Consider the following 20321-nt stretch of genomic DNA (forward strand, 5'->3'; position numbering starts at 1 on the left):
TGTTTGAGGCTCCCTTTCAGCGGTATTGAATCAAAGCATAACATACGTCTTGCCCATCCCCCCATCCTCAGGCATGGCGAAACGGAAGTCTTGGACCGAGCGATGCTTTTTCAGATAGCCTGCGATACCTTTGCTCAAGATGCCGTCACCGTATCCATGGATGATGGAAAACATGCTCATGCCATGAACCAATGCACTTTCAATCTGCTGGTCCAAGAGTCGCAAGGCCTCTTCGAGGATCATGCCCCTGACATCGAGCACCAACTTGGGTTCGGGTGCACTGCTCTGAAAAAGCACCGATACTTTCTGCTCCACACGTTTGGGCAAAAAAAGCTGGGAAGCAGGGAGTGTCATACGCATGGTACCGATAGCGACGACAAAGCTGTTCTTGCCCTTCTTTTCCAATATCCTGCCTTCCCGCTTTGCACTGCCGCACAGTACATCCATCCCCACTTCCAATTGCTGTGCAGCGTCAGGTTTCAAGTACTCGATCTCATCTTCGAATTGCTGCAGCTGTTCCTGCTGTTCCTCCAACTTCTGTGAAAGGCTTTCAATATAGGTTTTCACCTGCTTGGTCTTCTCTTTGGTCAGTTCCCCGGTTCGAAGCTCGGCAACAAGATTTTCCAGCTCCTTGCGCTTCTTGTACATGAACCGGGCCAGCTCGGTGGACTGCTCCTCTTTGAGTTGGGCCTCGCGCTGCTTGATTCTCAACTCCTTCAACTGCATCGCTTTCACTTCGCTTTGCAGTGCCAGATACCGCTTATGCATGGCGTTTTCCTGTTGTTCAAGATCGCGCCTCTTCGCTTCCAGGTCCTTGATTATCGTTCCAATCTGTACAGCCTCGCTGCCCAGATATTGTTCCGCCATGGACAAAACCTGTTGCGGAAGTTTCATCTTCCGGGCGGTATCAAGGGCATGGCTTTCACCAGGAAGCCCCTGGATGATCCTGAAGGTGGGCACATGAGAGTTCTCGTCGAACTCCATGGAAGCATTGATCACTTCCTTTTTGGCGTAGGCGAACTGCTTGAGCACCCCATGGTGGCTGGTAACCAAAGTCAACGCTGCTTTTTGCAGGCAATACTCCAACGTTGCCCTCGCTATCGCCGAACCTTCAACCGGATCGGTTCCGCTTCCCAGCTCATCCATGATCACCAACGAACGTTCAGTCATATGGGAGAGCACATACGCGATTTGCTTCATGTGGCCGCTGAAGGTGGAGAGCTCCTGCTCAATGGACTGCTCATCGCCGATATCGGTGAACACATCATCGAAAATCGGCAGGGTGCTGCCCTCTTGTGCTGGAATATAGCCGCAAAATTGATTGAGCAATGCAAACAATCCGACCGTCTTGATGGTGACGGTCTTGCCTCCCGCATTCGGCCCGCTGATAACCACCGCCTTGATCTGTGAATCCAATTGCATGGTGATGGGAACGACCTTCTTTCCAAGCAGCGGGTGACGGGCCTTGAGCAAGGTGCAGTGGGACTTGGTCAAATCAGTACGGCAGCATTGCATCTGCAGCGCCCACTCTGCGATGGACAGCCGCGCATCAGTCCGGCCCACCCGCTGAGCAAGGTCGGCAAGTTCCTTCCGGCAGGAAGCAACTTCGTCATTGAGCTGTTTCAAGATCTTGGCAATCTCAATGAGAATCTGGTTCTGTGCCATGACTACCGAGTTATTCATCTCCACCAAGGGATAGGGTTCCATGAAGACTGTGTTGCCGGTTGCCGAACTGCTGGTGATGAAGCCCTGCACACCGGCCCTGCGGTCACTGCGCACCGGTATTACCAGCCGTCCATCCCGAAGGGCTTCCTGGTCTGTCTGCACTACTTCCTTATTGTTGTGGATGAATTGGCTGCAATATCGTGAACGTTCATTCTTGCGGACTTCAACTTCCTTTCGCAGGTGTCTCAACGCCGGATGGGACTCCTTGACCTGAGCCGACTCGTCGAGCACCTCAAGAATATGGGCGCCGACCTGCCTCAACGTTGCATCGAATGAATCTCCCATCAAGTCCTTCACGCATGCAAACGTTGTTCCATCCTCAAGAGCCTGATTGCAAAACTCCTGTAAAAGTTCTGCATTGGCAATATAGTGGGCGATATCCACCAAATCATTGCCTTCCAACGCCTTGATCGGATTGTTGATGATCTGCAGGGAAGCCTTGATCGATGGAAATGTCTGAAGCGAACCTCCCAAAGAAGCACCAAGCAGCTTGATGAAGCCTGCAATTTCTTCCTGCCGACTGCAAAGCGCTTCATGCTCGGTCAAAAACGGAAGATGGAGCAAACAATCCCGTCCTTCCTCCGAGCGCGCATGCGCCTCTATCTGTGCAACCACCTGGTGAAAACCCAGTTCTTCAATACTCTTCTGATTCATCCTTATCCATTCTCGTACGCCAGGAATTCGACCGGTCACTCTTGCCCGCCCATACGGGAGTCTTGTCGTCAAGGGAGGCAAGCATCCTCAAGTAACTCTCATACCGGTCGTAGTGGATCTCATCCGCTTCAACCGCCTCTTTCACCTTGCAACCCGGTTCATCCTGATGCAGGCACATCTCATATTCGCAGTGCTCGGCATACCGGGCAAACTCGACGAATGCCTTTTGCAAGGCAGCCTTATCCCGATGGGGCACCTGTATTTCACGAACCCCGGGAGTGTCGACCACCGTAAACGTAGGGCCGCTTATCAAGAGCGAATGGTTGGTGGTATGCCTTCCGCGGTTATACTTTTCACACACTTCGCTGGTACGCTGATCGCTGCCCAACAGCGTGTTGATCAAGGTCGACTTGCCCACCCCGCTCTGGCCGATGAAGGCAACGGTTTTCCCTTCCAGCTCCTGGTACAGCTTTTCGATGTTCTCACCTGTCTTGGCGCTCACCCCAAGTACCTTGTAGCCAAGCGTCTTGTAGAGCTTGAACCGCTCGAACTCATCCTCGGTAAGCAGAAAATCACACTTGTTCATGACAATCATGACATCGACATCCTGGCAGCAGGCGATGACACGATCAATGAACCGGGGCCTGAACGGAGGGGTGTCGGCACTGGTTACACAGACAATCAGATCCATATTGGCGACAACGGTCTGGTTGCAGCCGCCTTTTGCATTCCACCGTTGAAAACTGTTGCGCCTCGGAAGTCGGTCGAGGATCAACCCCTCATTGGCATTGGTGGGAACAAAGCTGACCATATCCCCCACGGCAAGCGGGTTGTATTCGTCGGTGATTTGGGAAAGCTGCTTGCCCTTGATGCGGCACAAATAAGAAACATCTTTCTCCTCAACCGTATAGATATTGTTGATTCCCCTGCAAACCAGGCCGGCATGTTGCTCCATATGTACTCCCCGAATGTACTGTATCCACAAAACCTTCTCTTGACAACCTAAGCATATTTGATACTGTTAAGCTATGTTCAATTTCATGACCTGCGCACACCCAGGGTGCCGCACCTATATCTGTGAGGACGGACCGTTTTGTTTTCGACACTCGCCCAATCAAGAGGAACTCCAATCACGGTGCATCCAGTTGCTGCAAAGTGAATCAAGCATGGTTGATTTCTCCCTTACAGGCAGTGAATTCGAGGACTTGAAACTCCCCAAGAAAGAGATCATTGCATCCAACCTGGCATGGTGCACCTTTCGCAACGTAGATTTTTCCCATACCACGCTGATCAATACCTTTTTTGATTTCTGCTTGTTCGATCATTGCACTTTCAACGGCATCCTGAGTCGATACACTGTCTTTTCCGGCAGCAAGATGATCGATTGCGACTTCTCGGGCTCGATCATCATCCATACCAACTTTTGCGGTGTGGATACATATCGCTGCAATTTCAACGACTGCGACCTGTATTTTTCCACCTTCAACTCAAGTTACCTCAGGGATACCTCCTTTGAGGATTGCAACCTGAAAAAAGCCGACTTCTTACACACCGACCAGAGGCGTGTCTCGCTCCGTTATTCCAACTATGAGGAGACCCGCCATTGAAATTGAACATATATCAGCACTTTTCCGTGGTCGGTTTCTGCAACACCTATCTGGTAGCGTCCAAGAAGTACGGCGAAGCGTTGCTGATCGACCCCGGTCATGTCGACCTGGAACTGATCAATCTCATCGAATCGAACAACTACAAACTCAAGCACGTTCTCTTGACCCACCGCCATCTCTCCCATAGGGAAGGGTTGGGAACCTTGCATAAGATTTATGACATCAGCGTGCATGGATCATCCTTCAGCTCATACGATTTTGCCTATCAGGCGGTTGAGGATCGGCAGATTCTGAACCTGTGCGATATGGAAATTGAAGTCATTCATGTTCCCGGCCACTCGCTTGACAGTATGGTCTATAAAATCGACCATGCACTGTTCACCGGCGACACCTTGATGTGTGGAAGAATTGGATCTACGCCCGGCTACCGGGAGCAAACACTGTTGATCAATTCAATCAACCAGCGACTGATGGGCTTGGATGAGAACTCCCTCATTTTCCCCGGTCATGGGACTGCAACAAAAATCCGCATCGAGCGGATGTTCAATCACGACTTGTTGCAGTTGGGAACGATCCAGACCGAACGCGAGCACTGGAGGGACGAGGAGTAGAAGCAAGCAGTGTCCTGAATCGCTCGGGCATCGGTGCGACAAAGCGAATGCGTTTCCCGCTTGAAGGACTGGAAACCTCAAGGATGAGTGCATGCAGCATCAGCGTCAAGCCTTCCGGCTTCCCATAGAGCGGATCGCCGAGCAGCGGGTGCCCGATGGACTTGAAATGCACTCTGATTTGATGGGTTCGTCCCGTAAACAATTCAATGCGAACCAGCGCGAAATCCCGATATTGCCTGAGTACGGTAAAGTCGGACCGAGCCTCCCTGCCCTCATCGGAGCTGCAGGTGGTGTATTTTTTCCGGTCATTGGCGTCACGCTTGAGGTTTGCCCTGATGGATCCTGTTTTCTCCTTGAAAACACCCTTGGCAAGGGCTATGTATATCTTACGTGTCGTCCGGTCCTTGAATTGCTGGCTCAAATTCCGATGGCTTTGACGATTGCGGGCAATCACCAAAACCCCGCTGGTATCCTTGTCCAGACGATGGACGATACCCGGACGCAGGGCAAGGTCGAAATCCATTTCATCGTCCTCAAGCGATGGGGAGAAATCCTGGCCGTACCGGAACAGCAGCGCATTGACCAGGGTATGCTCATGATTGCCTGCCGCCGGATGCACAACCATGCCCTGTTCCTTGTTGATGACGAGCATATCCTGGTCCTCGTAGAGCACATGCAGCAAAATATCCTCTGCAACAATGCCCTCAAAGCACTCCTCGCAGTAGTGCACCTCGATTGCATCCCCTTCCTTGACCAAGCGACTTTTTTTTACCGGTTTGCCATTGAGGAAAAATTGGGTCTTTTCGTCGGATAGCTGCGAACGGGAAACACTTTCTTGTTGTGAGGCTGTATACGCATCGATTCGTTTCGGCTCCTGGATTGCACCAACAACCAACTTGAGCGTTTTTTCTTGGGTCGCCATCACCTGTCCCCCATCTCGCCGATGATGAAATCGGCTATGCTGATGCCCAAAGACAGCGATGCTGCGATTCCACCCTGCACCAGAAACGATTGCAACTCACTGCCCGGAGGGGGAACCAAATTGGTTTTCCGGGCGGCCGAGTACACCAGCATTGCAACAGGCAAGGTAATCACAAGCGATCCAAGAAACAAGGTCTCCGCGCGGCGAAGCTTGTAGGTGAAGAGAGGAAACTCATCCTTCTCATACGGAACGTAGTCCTTCAGCGGCTCGGCGGCCAGCGGCAGGGAGGCACACAATACAACCAAGCAAAGTGTAAGAACGAATTTTTGCATCATCCTTCCCTTTTTCCGAACAGGCGGGTACCAACCCGTATAAGCGTGGAACCTTCAGCAATGGCATACTTGAAATCAGAGCTCATTCCCATGCTCAGCACGGAGAAATCAAGATGGGGGAATCGCTGTTTTGCACGAATGGAGGTTGTGCGCAACAACGAGAAAGACCGGCGTATCTCCTTCTCATTGCCCAAGAGGGGACCGATGGTCATCAAGCCTTGCACCTTGAGCTTGGAAAAGCAGGCTATCTCATCCAAGGCATGAAACAATGCATCTTCGTTTTCAAAACCACTCTTGCTCTCTTCAGGAGCAGTTTTCAACTCCAGGAGGATGGGAACAGGCTTGGAAGCGAGTGTTTCGAGTTTCTGTGCCAGCATGAGCGAATCAACACTATCGATCCCATCGAAAAGTTCAAGAGCTTTTTTTGCCTTGTTTGATTGCAGATGACCGATCAGATGTATGTTCATGCCATCCGGGCGCAAAAGAGGCAGCTTCTGCTCTGCTTCCTGTACGCGATTCTCGCCGAACAGCATCTGGCCGCACGAATAAAGCTCCTTCATAGCCGCAAACGGATGGGTCTTGCTCACCGCCATCAAGGTGATTTCAGAAGGATTTCTTCCATAGGCGAGCGCTGCGTTTTCCAGTTCTGCCAGCAGCTCTTGGTGGTTCTTCTGTAAATCAGTCACGTTTTGTATGTCTCCTCGTAAATGCCTTGCGTAGCTGCCTCCACTCTTTTGCATGCTGTTTCAGGTTCTCAAACTGAAGGCGTTTTTCTTCATTGGAACTGGTGATCGACGGGAATGCATCCAATATTCTCCGTGATGCTGAATCAAGACGCACCTTCAGTTCCTCAAGTTCTTCATCCAGCCGGAGTGCAAGCTGTTCCAGATGCTTGTTGCCGGAAAGTTTGAGCAGACCAAGCCGCTCCTCGATTTCCTTTGCTTTCTGCCTGAAGTCACCAAGCTGCTTTTGGAAGGCGGCCATCTGGAAAACGGAGCTTGTGGCATCGATGCTGACAACCACCACGATTGCGGTGGACAACGTATTGAGAAGACGAGGCTCCATGCTTTGTATCACTTCCGATACGAATGGATGTATGCCGTAGATCACGAGCAATCCCAAGAGACCGAACAAGGTTGAGTTGAGCAGGCAAACCCTGCCGTGAAGATTGAAGCGATACGTACTGTAATCCCACAATTTTGCGTTGAACAGGCGTTCAAGCAAATAGCTTGTCACATACTCGAGCATGCTGGTCAGGATGAAGGTAAGGACAAAAACAAGAAGCGGATGGGTGGTCTTGTTTTGGAAAAGCAGCAGGATGATCAGTGAACCAAAGCCGTAGATCGGCAGATACGGGCCATGCAGGAATCCACGGTTGACCAGCCGCTTTTCATAGAAAGAGCAGTAGAGCACCTCTATAATATACCCAATGACAGCGTAGCAAAAGAAATAACAGATGAATAGATCTAATTGCATTGCCAAACCTCGCTAGGACACTATACCCAATCTCAAACAGAGAGGCAACGTCATACAACAAAAAACGTACCCGAAGGTACGTTGATGACCGGAGAGGGATTTGAACCCCCGACCAGTTGCGTGTAAGGCAACCGCTCTCCCGCTGAGCTATCCGGCCGACGAAAGTGAACGTATCATAAAGGTTGAAGTGATGTCAACCGCCTAGAGTCAATTGTCTGCAATGGGCTTGGATGAAGCTGTGGCCGATGCATGACAGGTTCAAGGAGATGGAAACCACAACCTCCCCTCTTGCCGGACAGGAAGAGAAAAGCGCGCAAAGCAGCCAAGCAGACGAATCCAATGCTCCCCTTCAGCCTTGAGAACATCGAGCTTATGTGTTGCAAGAATCTTACTTTTTGGGAATATCGTTGGAATCCTTGAGCAAGACATCGTGTACCCCGCCTTCAATGATCGAGGTGGAGGAGACCAGCGTCAGCCTGGCCTTCTGCTGCAGCTCATTGATGCTCAAAGCTCCACAGTTGCACATGGTTGAGGTGATTTTGCCCAGCGACAGCTGCACATTGTCCTTCAGCGGCCCTGCATAGGGAACATAGGAATCGACACCCTCGACAAAACTCAGCTTTCCGTCCCCGCCAAGGTCGTATCGTTGCCAATTCCTTGCCCGTGCAGATCCTTCTCCCCAATACTCTTTCATATAGGAGCCCTTGACATTCACCTTCTCGGTCGGACTCTCATCGAACCGGGCGAAATACCTGCCAAGCATCAAGAAGTCGGCTCCCATGGCAAGGGCGAGCGTCATGTGGTAGTCATGCACTATGCCTCCGTCACTGCAAATCGGTACATACACACCGGTTCTTTCAAAGTACTCGTCCCTGGCCTTGGCGACCTCAATCAGGGCGGTCGCCTGTCCCCTGCCGATTCCCTTTGTCTCACGGGTGATGCAAATCGAGCCGCCGCCGATGCCGACCTTCACAAAGTCGGCCCCGCTCTCTGCAAGAAACAGGAATCCTTCACGATCGACCACATTGCCCGCTCCGACTTTGACGGAGTCGCCGTACTTGTCCCTGATCCAGGAAAGGGTGCGCTTCTGCCACTCTGAAAAACCTTCCGAAGAGTCGATGCACAATACATCGGCCCCGCTTTTCACCAGTTCCGGAACCCGGGTTTCGTAATCGCGGGTGTTGATGCCGGCACCGACAATATATCGTTTCTGCTTGTCCAGCAGTTCATTCGGATTTTCCTTGTGGCTCTCATAGTCCTTGCGAAATACAAAGAAGCGAAGGCGGTTTGACTCATCGACAATCGGCAGACTGTTCAGCTTATGTTCCCAGATGATGTCATTCGCCTCAGAGAGTGTCACACCCTCCCGGGCGTAGACCAAGCGTTCAAAGCCGGTCATGAATGAGGAAACAGGGGTGTCTTCACTCATTCTGCTCGGCCGCCAATCACGAGATGAGACTACTCCCAACAGGACGCCGTTGGCACTCCCGTCATCGGTGACGGCGATTGTAGAATGCCCTTTTGCTTGTTTCAGGGCGATCAGGTCCTTGAGCGTCTGTTCGGGCCGGAGATTGGAATCGGAGGGAACAAAACCCGCCTTGAAGGATTTGACTCTCGCCACCATTGCACTCTGGTCCTCAATGCTTTGGCTGCAGTAGATGAAACTCAAGCCCCCTTCCCTTGCCAGCGCCTTGGCCATCTGTTCCCCGCTGACTGATTGCATGATGGCGCTCACCAGGGGAATGTTCAGGTGCAATGAGGGTTGCCCGCCCTTATGATATTTGACCAGCGGGGTCCTCAACGAAACGTTTGCAGGTATGCACTTGGTATCCGAATATCCTGGGACGAGCAGGTATTCACTGAATGTTCTGGATGGTTCGTCAAAAATGTAGGCCATTACGGAACTCCTGAGAGGGTTTTGGCAATCCATTGTGACCAGAATACGGAAAGAAAGCAAGCAGGATGCAACACATTTTCACATATTTGTTGCATTCCGAAGATGGATGTCAGCGTTTTGCAACAAACAGCATGGATTCAAAGGGACCAAGGTCGACCTGCATGTGCTCAGATCCGATACCAACATCCCCACCCATACTCTCTACCAATTCAGAGAGGCAGAGCATGGAATTGGAAATGCTCACCGTGGTACTGGTTTCTGCACGGCTGAGTACACACACAAGGGCAAGCTTGCTGTCATACCTGGCAAAAGCCAGATACTGATCGCCGCTGGCAAGTATCGACCAGCTTCCCTCCTTCAATGTCCTACGATACCGTTTGCGCAAGCTTCCCAGTTGGATATAGAGGTCGAAAAAGTCATGATTCCACGCTGCTTCATTCCACTGCATGGGATATCGTGCACGTTCAACCGAGCCATACGGTCCTTTTAGCGCAATTTCCTCACCATAATAGATGTTGGGCATTCCCGGCAGCAGGTATAAGAGACGGAGCAGTCCACGATACAACGGCCAGTTGAACAGTTCACTGTTGTTGTAGAGCCTGGGGGTATCGTGGCTGTTGATAAGGTTCATCTGCATGCCGAGCATTTGGGCAGGCATGGATGTCAAGTGGCTTTGCAAAGCCTGGGCGAACTCCGTCCCGGTGAAAGGACGTGTCTTTGCAGGCTGATGACCCCATCCGTTCGTCAGATACCGGTCGGTCTCCCCCATCCACGACCGCATAGGACGGCTGCTTCCCAGATAATTCATGGTTGCATCCCACATGTCGCCCTGCAAGAACGGTGTGGAATCAACCCAATCTTCACCTACCAGATACGCCTGCGGGTTCTCTCTCTTCACCGCCTTGCGTACTTCCCTCCAGATTTCTTCACACATCTGGTCCTTGCCTCTTCTTCCAACTTCACTGGCGACGTCCAGGCGCCAGCCGTCCTGAAGATAAGGAGGCCGCAAAAAGGATCTCATCACCGAATCAGGTGATCGATACATGACATCACGCAGCGTTTCACTGGTGTAGTTGAGCTGCACCAAAGAGGGGACATCCTGCCAACATGAAGCCGAACCATCCTCATTGAAGTAGTAAAAGCCTGCTTCCCTGCTGTTTGGATCTGCTTGAGCCCGCTTGTACCAGGGATGTTCGGTTCCTGTATGGTTTATGGAGATGTCGATGATGATTTTCATATCCTGGTCATGCAACGCCTTGCATAGCTGGGCGAACGCCTCATCACCTCCCAATTTCTCATCGACATGAAAAAAGTCAATGCAGTCATAACGGTGTGTCGTGCGTGACCTGCCGATCGGGTTCAGATACAACGTATCGACGCCAAGCTTTTTGAAATGGTCGAGGCTCTCCTCGATGCCCTGCAGATCACCGTTGAAGAAATCGAGACATCGTCCGTCCTCATATTCAAGCGGCTCTTCATCAAAGGAGTGCACACTCACCGTCCCGCCGTCAAAGGAGTATTCGTTCGGCTTCGCTCCGGTCTGCTCTCCTCCTTTCTTGAACCTGTCAGGGAAAATCTGATAACAGGTGGCACCGCCCACCCACGAAACCTCCTCAAGGTCGGGGCGCAGGGAAAAGCACTCCCGCAGAGGGGGCACCGAGGCTTTCAAGCCTGCAACACTATAGGAATACGCACGGTCTTCGGCTTCCAGGAAGAAGTACCAAAAGACGAGTTCATCCACTATCTGAAACGAGCCCTCATAAAGACAATACGGAGATGTCTGCACGTTTTGCATGACAACCTGCTTCTCCCTGCCAAGCTGGAAACTGACCAGTCGCACGCCAAGCAGGTGATCGGTCGCCCCGGTTTGTATTCGTATGGTCACCTGCTCTCCTTTCTTGGGGAACAGCGGCTCTACATAGACGGAGGAGACGGTACTGTCTACTCCACGTTTCCAAGCATTCGAATCCATAGGCTGCCTCTCTTAACCGTTGACTGATGAGGAAAACCGGTTTAGGATGAGTGTATACAATCATGTTCCCAGATGCAACCGGTACGGTTTCCTTGGTGTACAAATTGTGCCAGGATATGTGAATCTATAAGGGCGGGATGAAAATGGAAGAGAACTCGACAGTATCAAAGCGACCGACGATCAAGGATATAGCCCGTGAAAGCGGGTACTCAAAGACAGCGGTCTCCTTTGCATTCAACGCCCCTTCCCGAATCAGCGAGAAAGCGTGCCGCCAGATTCTGGAAACCGCCGAGAGACTGGGTTACATCCCCGACCCCATGGCGAGAAACTTCTCGCTGCGCCGTCATCTGAGCATCGGTTTCCTCCTGCCCCAGGTTGTACAGTTCTCGCTGCAGAACCCCTATACGCTGCAGGTGGTTTTGGGTATCGGCAACGTCTGTGAAAAGTACGGCTACACCCTCACCCTCATCCCCCCGCTGCACAAGAGCATCACCGAGGCGGTGCGCAACGCCGCCGTAGACGGACTGATCACCATGGGCATGCAGGTGGAAATGGAAATCGTTTCGGTCATGCAGACCCGCCTTCTCCCCTATGTGACCATTGACGGCACGCCCGATGCGCAGATGCCCAGCGTCAATATCGACGACGAGCAGGCTTGTTATGAGATGATGCACATGGTTTTGGAAGCCGGTCATCGAAATATCGCCTTTGTCAGTCTTTCAGAGGATGCTTTTGCATCGCCGGCCAAGGCGGAAAGTGTACCGAATAAACGCATGCGCGGCTATCGCAGGGCCATGGCTGAAGCCGGTCTTGCCCTGGATGCATCACAGGTTTTGGTCAGTGAGTGCACGATGGAGGACGGGATCAGGATCGGGAAAACCATCCTTGCATTGGAGAACAGGCCGACGTGCGTGGTTGCCATGAGTGACATTGTGGCAATCGGCTGCATCCTTGCATGCAACCAGGCAGGACTCCGTGTTCCCGATGACATTTCCATAGTAGGGTTCGACAACATAGATGAGAGTTCTTACATCGTACCGCAGCTGACCACCGTCGACCAGCCTGCAAAAGAAAAGGGACGCCTCGCCGCAGAAGCCTTGTTTACTATGATCAACAAGGAGACCTTGGAGAGCGTCCATATGGAAATCCCCTACCGCATCATCAGGCGGGAATCGCTGAAAAGGCTGTAACCTACTTGCCCAGAGCCTCGATCAAAGCAGAGAGCACTTCTTGGGGTGAGGGAGATGCGTCAATGTCAAGCAGAAGATTACGCGCCCGGTAGTACTCGATAAGAGGTGCAGTCTGAGCCTCATAGACTGCAAGCCTGTTGAGTATCGCTTCGGGTTTGTCGTCATCACGCTGGATCAACGCTTCACCGGTCTCATCATCGATTCCCTCGACTTTGGGAGGATTGTAGAGAATGTGGTAGGACCTTCCCGTTGACTTGCACACACGCCTTCCGCTGAGACGCGAAACTATCTGCTGCCGGTCGAGCACGAAATTCACCACTTTATCCACTTTCTTCATTTTCGCAAGGGCATCCGCCTGGGCGATGGTCCTGGGAAAACCGTCTAGAATGAAACCCTTTTGGGCGTCGTCCTGTTTGAAACGCTCCTCCACCATGGCGATGGTGACGGAGTCAGGAACGAGTTCGCCGCTTGCCAGGATAGCTTGTACCTGTTTTCCCAACTCGGTGCCGCCCTTGATGTGGCTGCGAAACAAATCCCCGGTGGAGATATGGGGGATGTCAAAGTGATTCTTTGCTTCGGACGCTATGGTCCCTTTTCCGGCACCCGGAGGGCCGAGAAATACTAGATTCATGGTTCACCTCACAACAGAAGATGCAACCATGCTAGCATAATCGACCCATTTTTGCACCACTGCTGCAGAAAATATCGAGAGATGATGCAAAAAACGGTGACAGCTGCTTGTGCCAAGGGTTCACTCTTTCCTTGTATAAAGCGCAGGCATCGGGTAGAATCCCTATCGATACAGGAGAAAAGCACTGATGAATAAAATTGTCCTTCATGCCACAGACCTTGACGGGTATCTCAAGGAAACAGATAAAGAGAAAATCGCCCATGCCGATGAACTCTACAAGAAGTCTGTTCACTACTGTTCCATTTTAGAGACAGCCAGCGATGTGATGCAGCTTGAGGAAGCTCGGAAAGGATTGGTTGGAAGCGCCGGTGAGATTGGTCGCTTTCTGAAAAACATCTGCCAAGAGGAGCCGAACATCCACGTCTACTCGTTTGAGACACCTCGGGAACAGCATGGTCAGGCAAGCCGGCTTATCTCCAAGCTGCGCGATCCATCAACCGAACATGAAGAATTCTTGTACTACATCCAGCGTGCCTACGAGATGCTCTTCTCCCATGTCTATGCCGATGCCGCCCTACCCACCAAACGATCGATCATCACCAAGACTCCGGTGACCGATCCGGTACGCAATTATGCAGTACACCGGATTCCCGATGTTGACTCTTTCATTCACAACAGTGTCATGTGCGTGATGCTCAGAGGCGCCCTTCTGCCGAGCATGATTCTCAGCAAGGAGATTCAGGAGTACTCTTCAAACGACTTTGTCACCCCGTTCGCACTGTTCAAGATCAAGCGTGACGATTCAAAGAAGGAGTCCAACATGGATTACTTCCTCGATTTGGACAAATCCTACTTCGATCTCGCATCCCTGGATGGAAAGGACTTGATTTTTGCCGACCCGATGAATGCCACCGGCGGATCGCTGGTAACAATCGTCAAATATCTGAAGGACAACAAGATACAGCCCAAGTCGGTGAAATTCATCAACGTCATCAGTGCACTCAAGGGATCCTTGCGCATTGCACGCGCCATCGAGGGTGCCGAGGTCTATACACTGTGGATGGACCCTGTGCTCAACGATGCCGCCTATATATTGCCGGGCCTCGGTGACGCCGGAGATCGTCTCAACGGCAAGGATGAGCATGACAACCCCCGCAACATCATCCAGCTCATCGCCGACTATGGCAGTTCCATCACCAACCTCTACCGTTCACAGGTGAGGGAGATTGAGAAGACTGTACTGGAAAACTAATGAGAAAGCTGTTGCTGCTGGTTCTAGGTTGTTCACTGTTGCTCGTTTCCTGCCGGTCCTATCAGGCAGAAAGGCTTGCATCCGAGGGGTATGAGCAACTCATGGCCCGTGATTTTTCGGCAGCCGGTGCATCGTTTGCGAAGGCAAGCGGGAAAGACAAGGACAACCACACGTATCGATACAACTATCTCTTGTCCCTCTTTTTGGAGGGGGACTATGAGAGGGTGGTCAAACTCAGCGAAGAAGCCTTTGGTGAGTTTGACTTCAACCTCTCCTTTTTGCTTCTCAAGGCCCAAGCCTATAGTGAACAATCACAGTACAAGAAAGCGTTGGAAACGTATGAACGCCTGTTTGCCATCGATCCGGGCTCCTATGAAACACAGGCCGAGGTGATGGAAGCAGCGCTTCGCTGGAACGAGAGAGAAACAGCAGAACGTCTCGCCCTTGGCTTACTCAATGTCAAAGCTTATGAGAAGCGGGCCCTTGCTGTGCTCAGTCAGCTTGCAGGCAAAGAAAGTTGGTATGCACGCGCCCTCTCGTTTATTACGAAGGAAGAACAAACAGAAGGCCCGCACTAGCTCCGAGGACAATCCAGAGCAAGGGATGCACCTTTTTGAACCGCAACACCAGAACAACAAGAACTGCATACAGTACGGCTTCCTTCAACTTGAACCCCTGATCGGGAAAAACCGTTGCCGACAACAACATCAGACCGGCATACGAGATCAGGCCGACCACTGCAGGTCTGAGAGCATAGAACGCATCCTTGACATACAGGTTCTTGTCAAATCTTCCCAAAAAACGAGCAATAAAGATAATGATGATGACACTGGGCGTAATTTCACCCAAGGTGGCGATCAAGCCACCGGCCAATCCAGCCGCCTGATATCCTGCAAAGGTCGCCATGTTGATGCCGATCGGCCCAGGGGTCGATTCGCTGACAGCGATCATGTCGGCTATTTGTTTGGCTGCCAGCCAATGAGGATGGGTTTCTGCAAGCGCATAGAGAAACGGCAGGGTTGCCAGACCTCCGCCGATGGAAAAGAGCCCGATTTTGAAGAACTCCCAAAACAACTGAAGATATATCATGAGGCCCTCCGTTTCACTGCCTGCACGCAGAGGCCGAAAAAGATGGCGAAAAGGACTATCAGAATCGGGGAAAGGGCAAAGAAGAACGTAGAAATCACTACGGCCAGATAGAGCAGGATGGTGGGAACATCAATCAGGCTTTTCTTGGCGAGGGTAATCACCGATTGGGTTATGAGGGCGCATACGGCGACCCTGATCCCTCCAAACGCCCGTTGGACCCAGATTATATCCTGCACATGTAACAGGACCGTTGCCAAGATGGAGATGATGATCAGCGATGGGCTCACTTCCCCCAAGGTCGCAACGATTGCTCCCGGGATGCCCCGCTTGCGGTAGCCGATCATCGTAGCGGTATTTACGGCAATGATGCCCGGTGTGCATTGGCCGATGGCATAGATGTCCAGCACTTCTTCCTCGGTCACCCATCCATGTTTGGTGATGACCTCCCGCTGAAGCATGGGAAGCATGGCATATCCGCCGCCGAAGGTGAGCCCGCCGATTCTGAAGAACGAGAGGTACAAGTCCCAAAGCTTCACATCACGGCCTTTCATACCAGGCCTTCCATCGCTTGGCGGACCAACTGGTCGCACCGCTCATTTCCCTCGATGCCTGCATGGCCTTTCACCCAGTTCCAATGGACGGGAAGACTTGCATTAAGACGATCCAGCTCCACCCAATACTCCTTGTTCTTCACCGGATCCTTTGAAGCCGTCCGCCAACCGTTGACCTTCCAATTCTTGATCCAACCGGTGATGCCGTTCTTCACATACTGGCTGTCCGTGTTGATCACAATTGCCTCAGCGCCGAGCGCCTGGCACGCTTTCAACGCCTCGATTACCGCGGTGAGTTCCATGCGGTTGTTTGTGGTGTTCCGTTCATTTCCGCTGGCCTCTTTCTCAAAAACACCATCAGCCTTCAATACATACGCCCACCCGCCGGGACCTGGATTGCCTAGGCACCCACCATCGGTATAGATCTCAATTTGGTTGTACTTCATAGGCCGGATAGTAATATAGAGGTCGGTTGTGGTCAACCACGGCAACTCTTGACAGATGGATGAACAACTCCGTAGGATAGGCTTGTCCATGCCAAGGGAAAGGGGTTCAAGCCCCTGCGGTCCCGCCACTGTAGAGGCTGGGAATCTGCTGAAAAAGACACTGCATTGCAATGCATGCGGGAAGTCGCAGATTCTGGGTATGCCTGAGCCAGGAGACCTGACATTGGATAATTTCCGACGGCCTACGGAGTATAGGTCAGGGTATGTTCCATGCCCGTGTTACAAGGGGCGTTATGCACAGCAATTCTTTCAAGCACCTGCTTCTCGTTTTCTCACTGTTTCTCTGTCTTGTCATCCCCCGTCTGGCAGCGGGAGGAGCCCAGGAACAACCGGCACAACAAGAGAGTTTGCGGATCGTCAGCCTTTCTCCCAATGTAACGGAGACCTTGTATGCCTTGGATGCCGGATCATTGCTGGTCGGTCGAAGCGACTACTGCAACTACCCTCAAGAGGCTGCCGCCCTTCCTTCGGTGGGTACGTTGTACAACCCTTCGCTTGAGACTCTGCTTTCGCTGGAACCGAATCTTGTCATCAGCAGTGCTTTTGTACCGGAACAATTTCTTTCTTCCGTACAGAAAGCCGGTATCGATGTACTTGCCCTCGAAACACAACAGGATTTTCAAGGTACCTATACCCTCATTCGTGAGATAGCAAACAGGGTCGGCAGACAGGCGGAAGGTGAATTGATGATCCTAAACATGCAAAACGATGTTCGTACCATTGTACAGAAAGCAGAACTTTTGCCAAAACCCACGGTATATATCGTCCTGGATTTTGGTTCGTTCGATTCAAGTGCAACCAAAGATACGTTTCTCAGCGAGATGGTCTGGCTTGCAGGGGGGATCAATATTGCCGATGATGCCCAAAATTGGACATACAGCAAGGAACTGTTGATGGCCCACGATCCGCAGGTCATTCTGCTATCCCCGAGATGGGGAGAGACGGGAGAACAGACGCTCAAGGAATTTACCACTACCAAGCCGTATGCCGACCTCAGCGGCAGCATCAGGCTCTTCGATGCAGACCTCATCAGCAGGCAGGGCCCCCGCAGTGCCAAGGCGCTTGCAGAACTCTTTGTTCTCATCCATCAGGAGCAGGCGCAATGAAGCGGATGCTGGTCCCCGTCCTGGCAGGCACAGCCTTGGCCCTCATGCTCCTCTCTTTGACTTTGGGACCTTCAAACATCAAGCTCTCCGACACCGTGGCCATCCTGCTGGGAAAAGGCGCATCCGCCAATAAAGCCTATATCATCCTTCAGCTCAGGCTTCCCAGAATTCTCTCATCCTTTCTTACCGGTGCAATCCTGGGGCTCAGCGGAGCGGTTTTCCAGGCAGCGTTGCGCAATCCCATGGCCGATCCCTTCATTTTAGGCATCAGTTCGGGAGCATCCTTCGGTGTGGCGGTAGCCCTCTTCATCGGCCTTGCACCGCTGTTGGGGCTGCCTGTGAGTGCATTGGTTGGTGCTCTTGGAACCACGCTTTTCATCGTAGCCCTGGCCTCCAGACGCAAAAGCAGCAGCACCACCTTGCTGCTCACCGGTGTTGCGGTGAACTACATTCTCTCCGCTGCAATGACGCTGCTCATGTTCCTGCACAAGGAACAATACCAGAGAATCCTTTTCTGGACCTTGGGAAGCTTCTCATCGAGCACCTATGGGCAAGTTGTTGTTGTTCTTTTTGCATGGATCATCTTGTTCATTCCACTCTCCTTGAATCACCAGAGCATGGACATGCTCCTGCTTGACGAGCTTTCAGCACGGGCGGGAGGACTTTCCGTGAGAAGGACCCGCCTGCTTTTTTTGCTGCTTGCTTCCTTTGCCACCGCCTTATGCGTATCCTACTATGGAGTCATCGGCTTCATCGGCCTGATGGCACCCCATGCCACCCGCCTGATAATCGGCCCCAAGCATCAGAAGCTGTTGTTTCCCTCGAGCCTGCTCGGCGGCTTGCTTCTGCTTGCCAGCGATACCATTTCCAGGATTCTGCTTCCCTCGGGAGAACTTCCAGTGGGAATCATAACCAGCATGTTGGGTGTTCCCCTCTTCCTCTACCTGCTTCACCGCGGGAGGTACTTCTATGGATAGCCTTGAGTTTTCACACCTGGGTGGAGGCTATGACACCCATCCTGTCTTTGAAGATTTGAACCTGAAGCTGCCAAGAGGCACGTTCATCGCTCTGACAGGTCCCAATGGGAGCGGCAAATCGACGCTGCTCAAGTTCATCTACAAACATTTGAAGCCTGCAGCAGGAAACGTCTTGGTCGAAGGTCGCAACGTGGCTTCCCTCAGTCAAAAGGATCTGGCAAAGCAACTGGGTTTTGTCGCCCAGAACGGCAAGCTCGACTATGCCTTCACTGTCACCGAAGCAGTCAGCATGGGGCGATATGCCTATGGGGGTGAGGACAGCAACCACAGCGTTGAACAAGCCTTGCTGGAATGCGATATCGTGCATCTCAAGGACAAGCTGGTAACCGAACTAAGCGGAGGCGAACTACAGCGCGTCCTGCTGGCCCGCGCCCTCTGCCAACAGGGAAAGATTCTGTTGCTCGATGAGCCGGTCAACCATCTGGATGTCAAGCATCAGCGTTCGATCATGGAACTGCTCTGCCGTTTGGTGGAGAAAGGCTATACGGTAGTATGTGTATTGCACGATCTCTTGCTGGTGCAGATTTACAGCCAAACAGCGTTGGTGCTGCAACAAGGAAAGGTTGTCGCATACGGTTCCACCGAAACGGTGTTCACCGAAAGCCTTCTTGAGAATGTGTATGATATCAAAGCCCATCAGGTGTACGATCCGACCCTGAATCGGATGCTCTGGCTTCCTACCTACAAGGCCTCATCACCATGAATGTGTTTCGCCTCTTTTTACATCGCACCTACCGCAAGGTGGTGAAAATCATTCTCGCACTCTCCTACGATTTCCAAACCTGGCAGGAGTGCGAGCTTCCAAGCGGTCCGAAGATTTTTTGTTCCAACCATTTCAGCAGCAGCGATGTGCATTTTGTGACCACCTTGTCCGATGATGTGCTGCATATCGTCATCGGACCCGGTTTCGGGATTCCTGTTGTAGGGTCGTTCCTAGGATGGACTGAACAGATTCCGGCTCTCACCAAGGAAGATCGCAAACAGGTGGTTGCAAAGGCGGTATCATACCTGCAAAAAGGAGAGAGTGTGTACATTTTCCCCGAAGGCGGATTGAACACCCAAGAGACCTTGATGGCTTTCAAACGGGGCATCGCAGAGATATACCTTTCCCATCCCTGCCCTGTCATCCCCATCGGGCTCATCGCCCCCAAGCGACGGGTGAAAAACAAGATGAGCAGGACTGCCGGCAGAACCATGACGGTGGTAAGCCGCAACTACTATGCAAATATCGGAAAACCGATGGAGTTCAAAGCGGCTCTTTCGTTGGCCGAGGTGGACCGAGACAAGGCTTGTCAGAGCATTCTTGATGAGCTTGGCATACGAATCGAAGCCTTGATTCGAGAAATCAAGACCGACAAATTCTGGAGTTGACCATGGAAGACCTACAACGCGCATTTTCCGAATTCAAGACCCAGGTGCAGGAGATTGCCGAGCATGCAGATTCGGTACAGAAGCTGAGCTTCAAGGCGGAGTTGAAGAACGGTACTTCGTTCCGTTTCAACTACAACGCCGATTCCTTCGGTCCCAAGCAAGCCTACCATCCGAATTCTGTTTTCAACGGCATTGTAGACTGTGTTTCCGCCTTTATCGCCATTTGGCTGGTTTCCCTCTTCACGGTGCGGATGCTGAAGGCCGACAGGGTTGAGCTCTCCTTGATACTTTCCTTCTCGTTCATGGTTGCCGTCTTTGTGTTCTCCGCCCTCTATCACTTCATGCACCGAGAGAAGAAAAGCTGTCTGGTATTCTACAATCTCAAGGAGATT

At 52.0% G+C, this 20321-nt stretch carries 22 protein-coding genes, 1 tRNA gene and 1 riboswitch; of the genes, 10 read left to right on the forward strand and 13 right to left on the reverse strand.

The window, feature by feature from the left end; all coding sequences use genetic code 11:
• Positions 1–30: 30 nt before the first annotated feature.
• Both B3F49_RS11895 and rsgA read right to left on the reverse strand, forming a co-directional pair.
• Positions 31–2379: an endonuclease MutS2 gene (locus B3F49_RS11895; RefSeq protein ID WP_293911335.1), complete on the reverse strand. Its 2349-nt coding sequence runs from the start codon at positions 2377–2379 to the stop codon at positions 31–33.
• On the reverse strand, positions 2360–3334 hold the full coding sequence (gene rsgA, locus B3F49_RS11900; RefSeq protein WP_293911337.1) for a ribosome small subunit-dependent GTPase A: 975 nt from the start codon (positions 3332–3334) through the stop codon (positions 2360–2362). The genes B3F49_RS11895 and rsgA overlap by 20 nt, the downstream gene beginning before the upstream one ends.
• Positions 3335–3419: 85 nt before the next feature.
• Between rsgA and B3F49_RS11905 the strand changes: the two genes are divergently transcribed.
• Entirely contained in the window at positions 3420–3986 is a 567-nt protein-coding gene (locus B3F49_RS11905; RefSeq protein ID WP_293911339.1) for a pentapeptide repeat-containing protein, read from the forward strand.
• Positions 3983–4597 (forward strand): MBL fold metallo-hydrolase, encoded by a 615-nt coding sequence (locus B3F49_RS11910; RefSeq protein ID WP_293911341.1) that lies wholly within the window; start codon positions 3983–3985, stop codon positions 4595–4597. Before B3F49_RS11905 ends, B3F49_RS11910 begins: the two co-directional genes overlap by 4 nt.
• On the opposite strand, the gene B3F49_RS11915 is transcribed toward B3F49_RS11910, so the two are convergent.
• From B3F49_RS11915 to B3F49_RS11945, 7 genes are all read right to left on the reverse strand, one after another.
• Positions 4530–5519: an RluA family pseudouridine synthase gene (locus B3F49_RS11915; RefSeq protein ID WP_293911343.1), complete on the reverse strand. Its 990-nt coding sequence runs from the start codon at positions 5517–5519 to the stop codon at positions 4530–4532. The two genes, B3F49_RS11910 and B3F49_RS11915, sit on opposite strands and share 68 nt — an antisense overlap.
• A complete protein-coding gene (locus B3F49_RS11920; protein ID WP_293896469.1) occupies positions 5519–5851 on the reverse strand; it encodes a hypothetical protein in 333 nt (110 codons plus the stop codon). The genes B3F49_RS11915 and B3F49_RS11920 overlap by 1 nt, the downstream gene beginning before the upstream one ends.
• A complete protein-coding gene (locus tag B3F49_RS11925; protein WP_293896472.1) occupies positions 5851–6537 on the reverse strand; it encodes a YggS family pyridoxal phosphate-dependent enzyme in 687 nt (228 codons plus the stop codon). The genes B3F49_RS11920 and B3F49_RS11925 overlap by 1 nt, the downstream gene beginning before the upstream one ends.
• The gene (locus B3F49_RS11930) at positions 6530–7327 is read right to left on the reverse strand and encodes a putative ABC transporter permease (protein ID WP_293911345.1); all 798 of its coding nucleotides are present in this window, start codon (positions 7325–7327) and stop codon (positions 6530–6532) included. The genes B3F49_RS11925 and B3F49_RS11930 overlap by 8 nt, the downstream gene beginning before the upstream one ends.
• Before the next feature lie 85 nt (positions 7328–7412).
• Positions 7413–7484: transfer RNA gene (locus tag B3F49_RS11935), tRNA-Val, on the reverse strand.
• A gap of 231 nt (positions 7485–7715) precedes the next feature.
• The gene (locus B3F49_RS11940; protein ID WP_293911347.1) at positions 7716–9224 is read right to left on the reverse strand and encodes an IMP dehydrogenase; all 1509 of its coding nucleotides are present in this window, start codon (positions 9222–9224) and stop codon (positions 7716–7718) included.
• 109 nt (positions 9225–9333) lie between these two features.
• The gene (locus B3F49_RS11945; protein WP_293911350.1) at positions 9334–11196 is read right to left on the reverse strand and encodes a glycoside hydrolase family 13 protein; all 1863 of its coding nucleotides are present in this window, start codon (positions 11194–11196) and stop codon (positions 9334–9336) included.
• A 137-nt stretch (positions 11197–11333) separates the two neighbouring features.
• On the opposite strand from B3F49_RS11945, the gene B3F49_RS11950 reads away from it, so the two are divergent.
• On the forward strand, positions 11334–12386 hold the full coding sequence (locus tag B3F49_RS11950) for a LacI family DNA-binding transcriptional regulator (RefSeq protein WP_293911353.1): 1053 nt from the start codon (positions 11334–11336) through the stop codon (positions 12384–12386).
• Position 12387: 1 nt separating this feature from the next.
• Here B3F49_RS11950 and B3F49_RS11955 read toward each other — a convergent pair whose 3' ends face one another.
• A complete protein-coding gene (locus B3F49_RS11955) occupies positions 12388–13017 on the reverse strand; it encodes an adenylate kinase (RefSeq protein ID WP_293896487.1) in 630 nt (209 codons plus the stop codon).
• Between the two features lie 187 nt (positions 13018–13204).
• Here B3F49_RS11955 and B3F49_RS11960 point away from each other — a divergent pair, with 187 nt between their 5' ends.
• Together B3F49_RS11960 and B3F49_RS11965 are read left to right on the forward strand one after the other, a co-directional pair.
• Complete coding sequence (locus B3F49_RS11960) at positions 13205–14269, forward strand: uracil phosphoribosyltransferase (RefSeq protein ID WP_293896490.1); 1065 nt, start codon at positions 13205–13207, stop codon at positions 14267–14269.
• The gene (locus B3F49_RS11965) at positions 14269–14847 is read left to right on the forward strand and encodes a tetratricopeptide repeat protein (protein WP_293896493.1); all 579 of its coding nucleotides are present in this window, start codon (positions 14269–14271) and stop codon (positions 14845–14847) included. The genes B3F49_RS11960 and B3F49_RS11965 overlap by 1 nt, the downstream gene beginning before the upstream one ends.
• Here the strand turns inward: B3F49_RS11965 and B3F49_RS11970 are convergent.
• Genes B3F49_RS11970 through rnhA form a run of 3 tightly spaced genes read right to left on the reverse strand, consistent with a single transcriptional unit; the run spans position 14813 to position 16355 of the window.
• A complete protein-coding gene (locus B3F49_RS11970; protein ID WP_293896496.1) occupies positions 14813–15358 on the reverse strand; it encodes a chromate transporter in 546 nt (181 codons plus the stop codon). The two genes, B3F49_RS11965 and B3F49_RS11970, sit on opposite strands and share 35 nt — an antisense overlap.
• Positions 15355–15909 carry a chromate transporter gene (locus tag B3F49_RS11975; RefSeq protein ID WP_293896499.1) on the reverse strand — a complete coding sequence of 185 codons (555 nt, stop codon included), beginning with the start codon at positions 15907–15909 and terminating at the stop codon, positions 15355–15357. Before B3F49_RS11975 ends, B3F49_RS11970 begins: the two co-directional genes overlap by 4 nt.
• Positions 15906–16355 (reverse strand): ribonuclease HI, encoded by a 450-nt coding sequence (gene rnhA / locus B3F49_RS11980; RefSeq protein WP_293896502.1) that lies wholly within the window; start codon positions 16353–16355, stop codon positions 15906–15908. Before rnhA ends, B3F49_RS11975 begins: the two co-directional genes overlap by 4 nt.
• Positions 16356–16394: 39 nt before the next feature.
• Positions 16395–16594: riboswitch (cobalamin riboswitch) on the forward strand.
• A 54-nt stretch (positions 16595–16648) separates the two neighbouring features.
• Between rnhA and B3F49_RS11985 the strand changes: the two genes are divergently transcribed.
• The 5 genes from B3F49_RS11985 to B3F49_RS12005 form a co-directional block, all read left to right on the forward strand.
• Positions 16649–17521, forward strand: coding sequence for an ABC transporter substrate-binding protein (locus B3F49_RS11985; protein WP_293911355.1), 873 nt, complete (start codon positions 16649–16651; stop codon positions 17519–17521).
• The gene (locus tag B3F49_RS11990) at positions 17518–18498 is read left to right on the forward strand and encodes a FecCD family ABC transporter permease (RefSeq protein ID WP_293896508.1); all 981 of its coding nucleotides are present in this window, start codon (positions 17518–17520) and stop codon (positions 18496–18498) included. The genes B3F49_RS11985 and B3F49_RS11990 overlap by 4 nt, the downstream gene beginning before the upstream one ends.
• On the forward strand, positions 18491–19261 hold the full coding sequence (locus tag B3F49_RS11995; RefSeq protein WP_293896511.1) for an ABC transporter ATP-binding protein: 771 nt from the start codon (positions 18491–18493) through the stop codon (positions 19259–19261). The genes B3F49_RS11990 and B3F49_RS11995 overlap by 8 nt, the downstream gene beginning before the upstream one ends.
• Positions 19258–19929 (forward strand): lysophospholipid acyltransferase family protein, encoded by a 672-nt coding sequence (locus tag B3F49_RS12000; protein WP_293896514.1) that lies wholly within the window; start codon positions 19258–19260, stop codon positions 19927–19929. The genes B3F49_RS11995 and B3F49_RS12000 overlap by 4 nt, the downstream gene beginning before the upstream one ends.
• A gap of 2 nt (positions 19930–19931) precedes the next feature.
• Positions 19932–20321, forward strand: a 390-nt coding sequence (locus tag B3F49_RS12005) for a hypothetical protein (protein ID WP_293911358.1), incomplete at its 3' end; no start/stop codon positions are given.

Origin of the sequence: Sphaerochaeta sp. UBA5836 (assembly GCF_002432845.1) — a bacterium.
Classification (GTDB): Bacteria; Spirochaetota; Spirochaetia; order Sphaerochaetales; family Sphaerochaetaceae; genus Sphaerochaeta.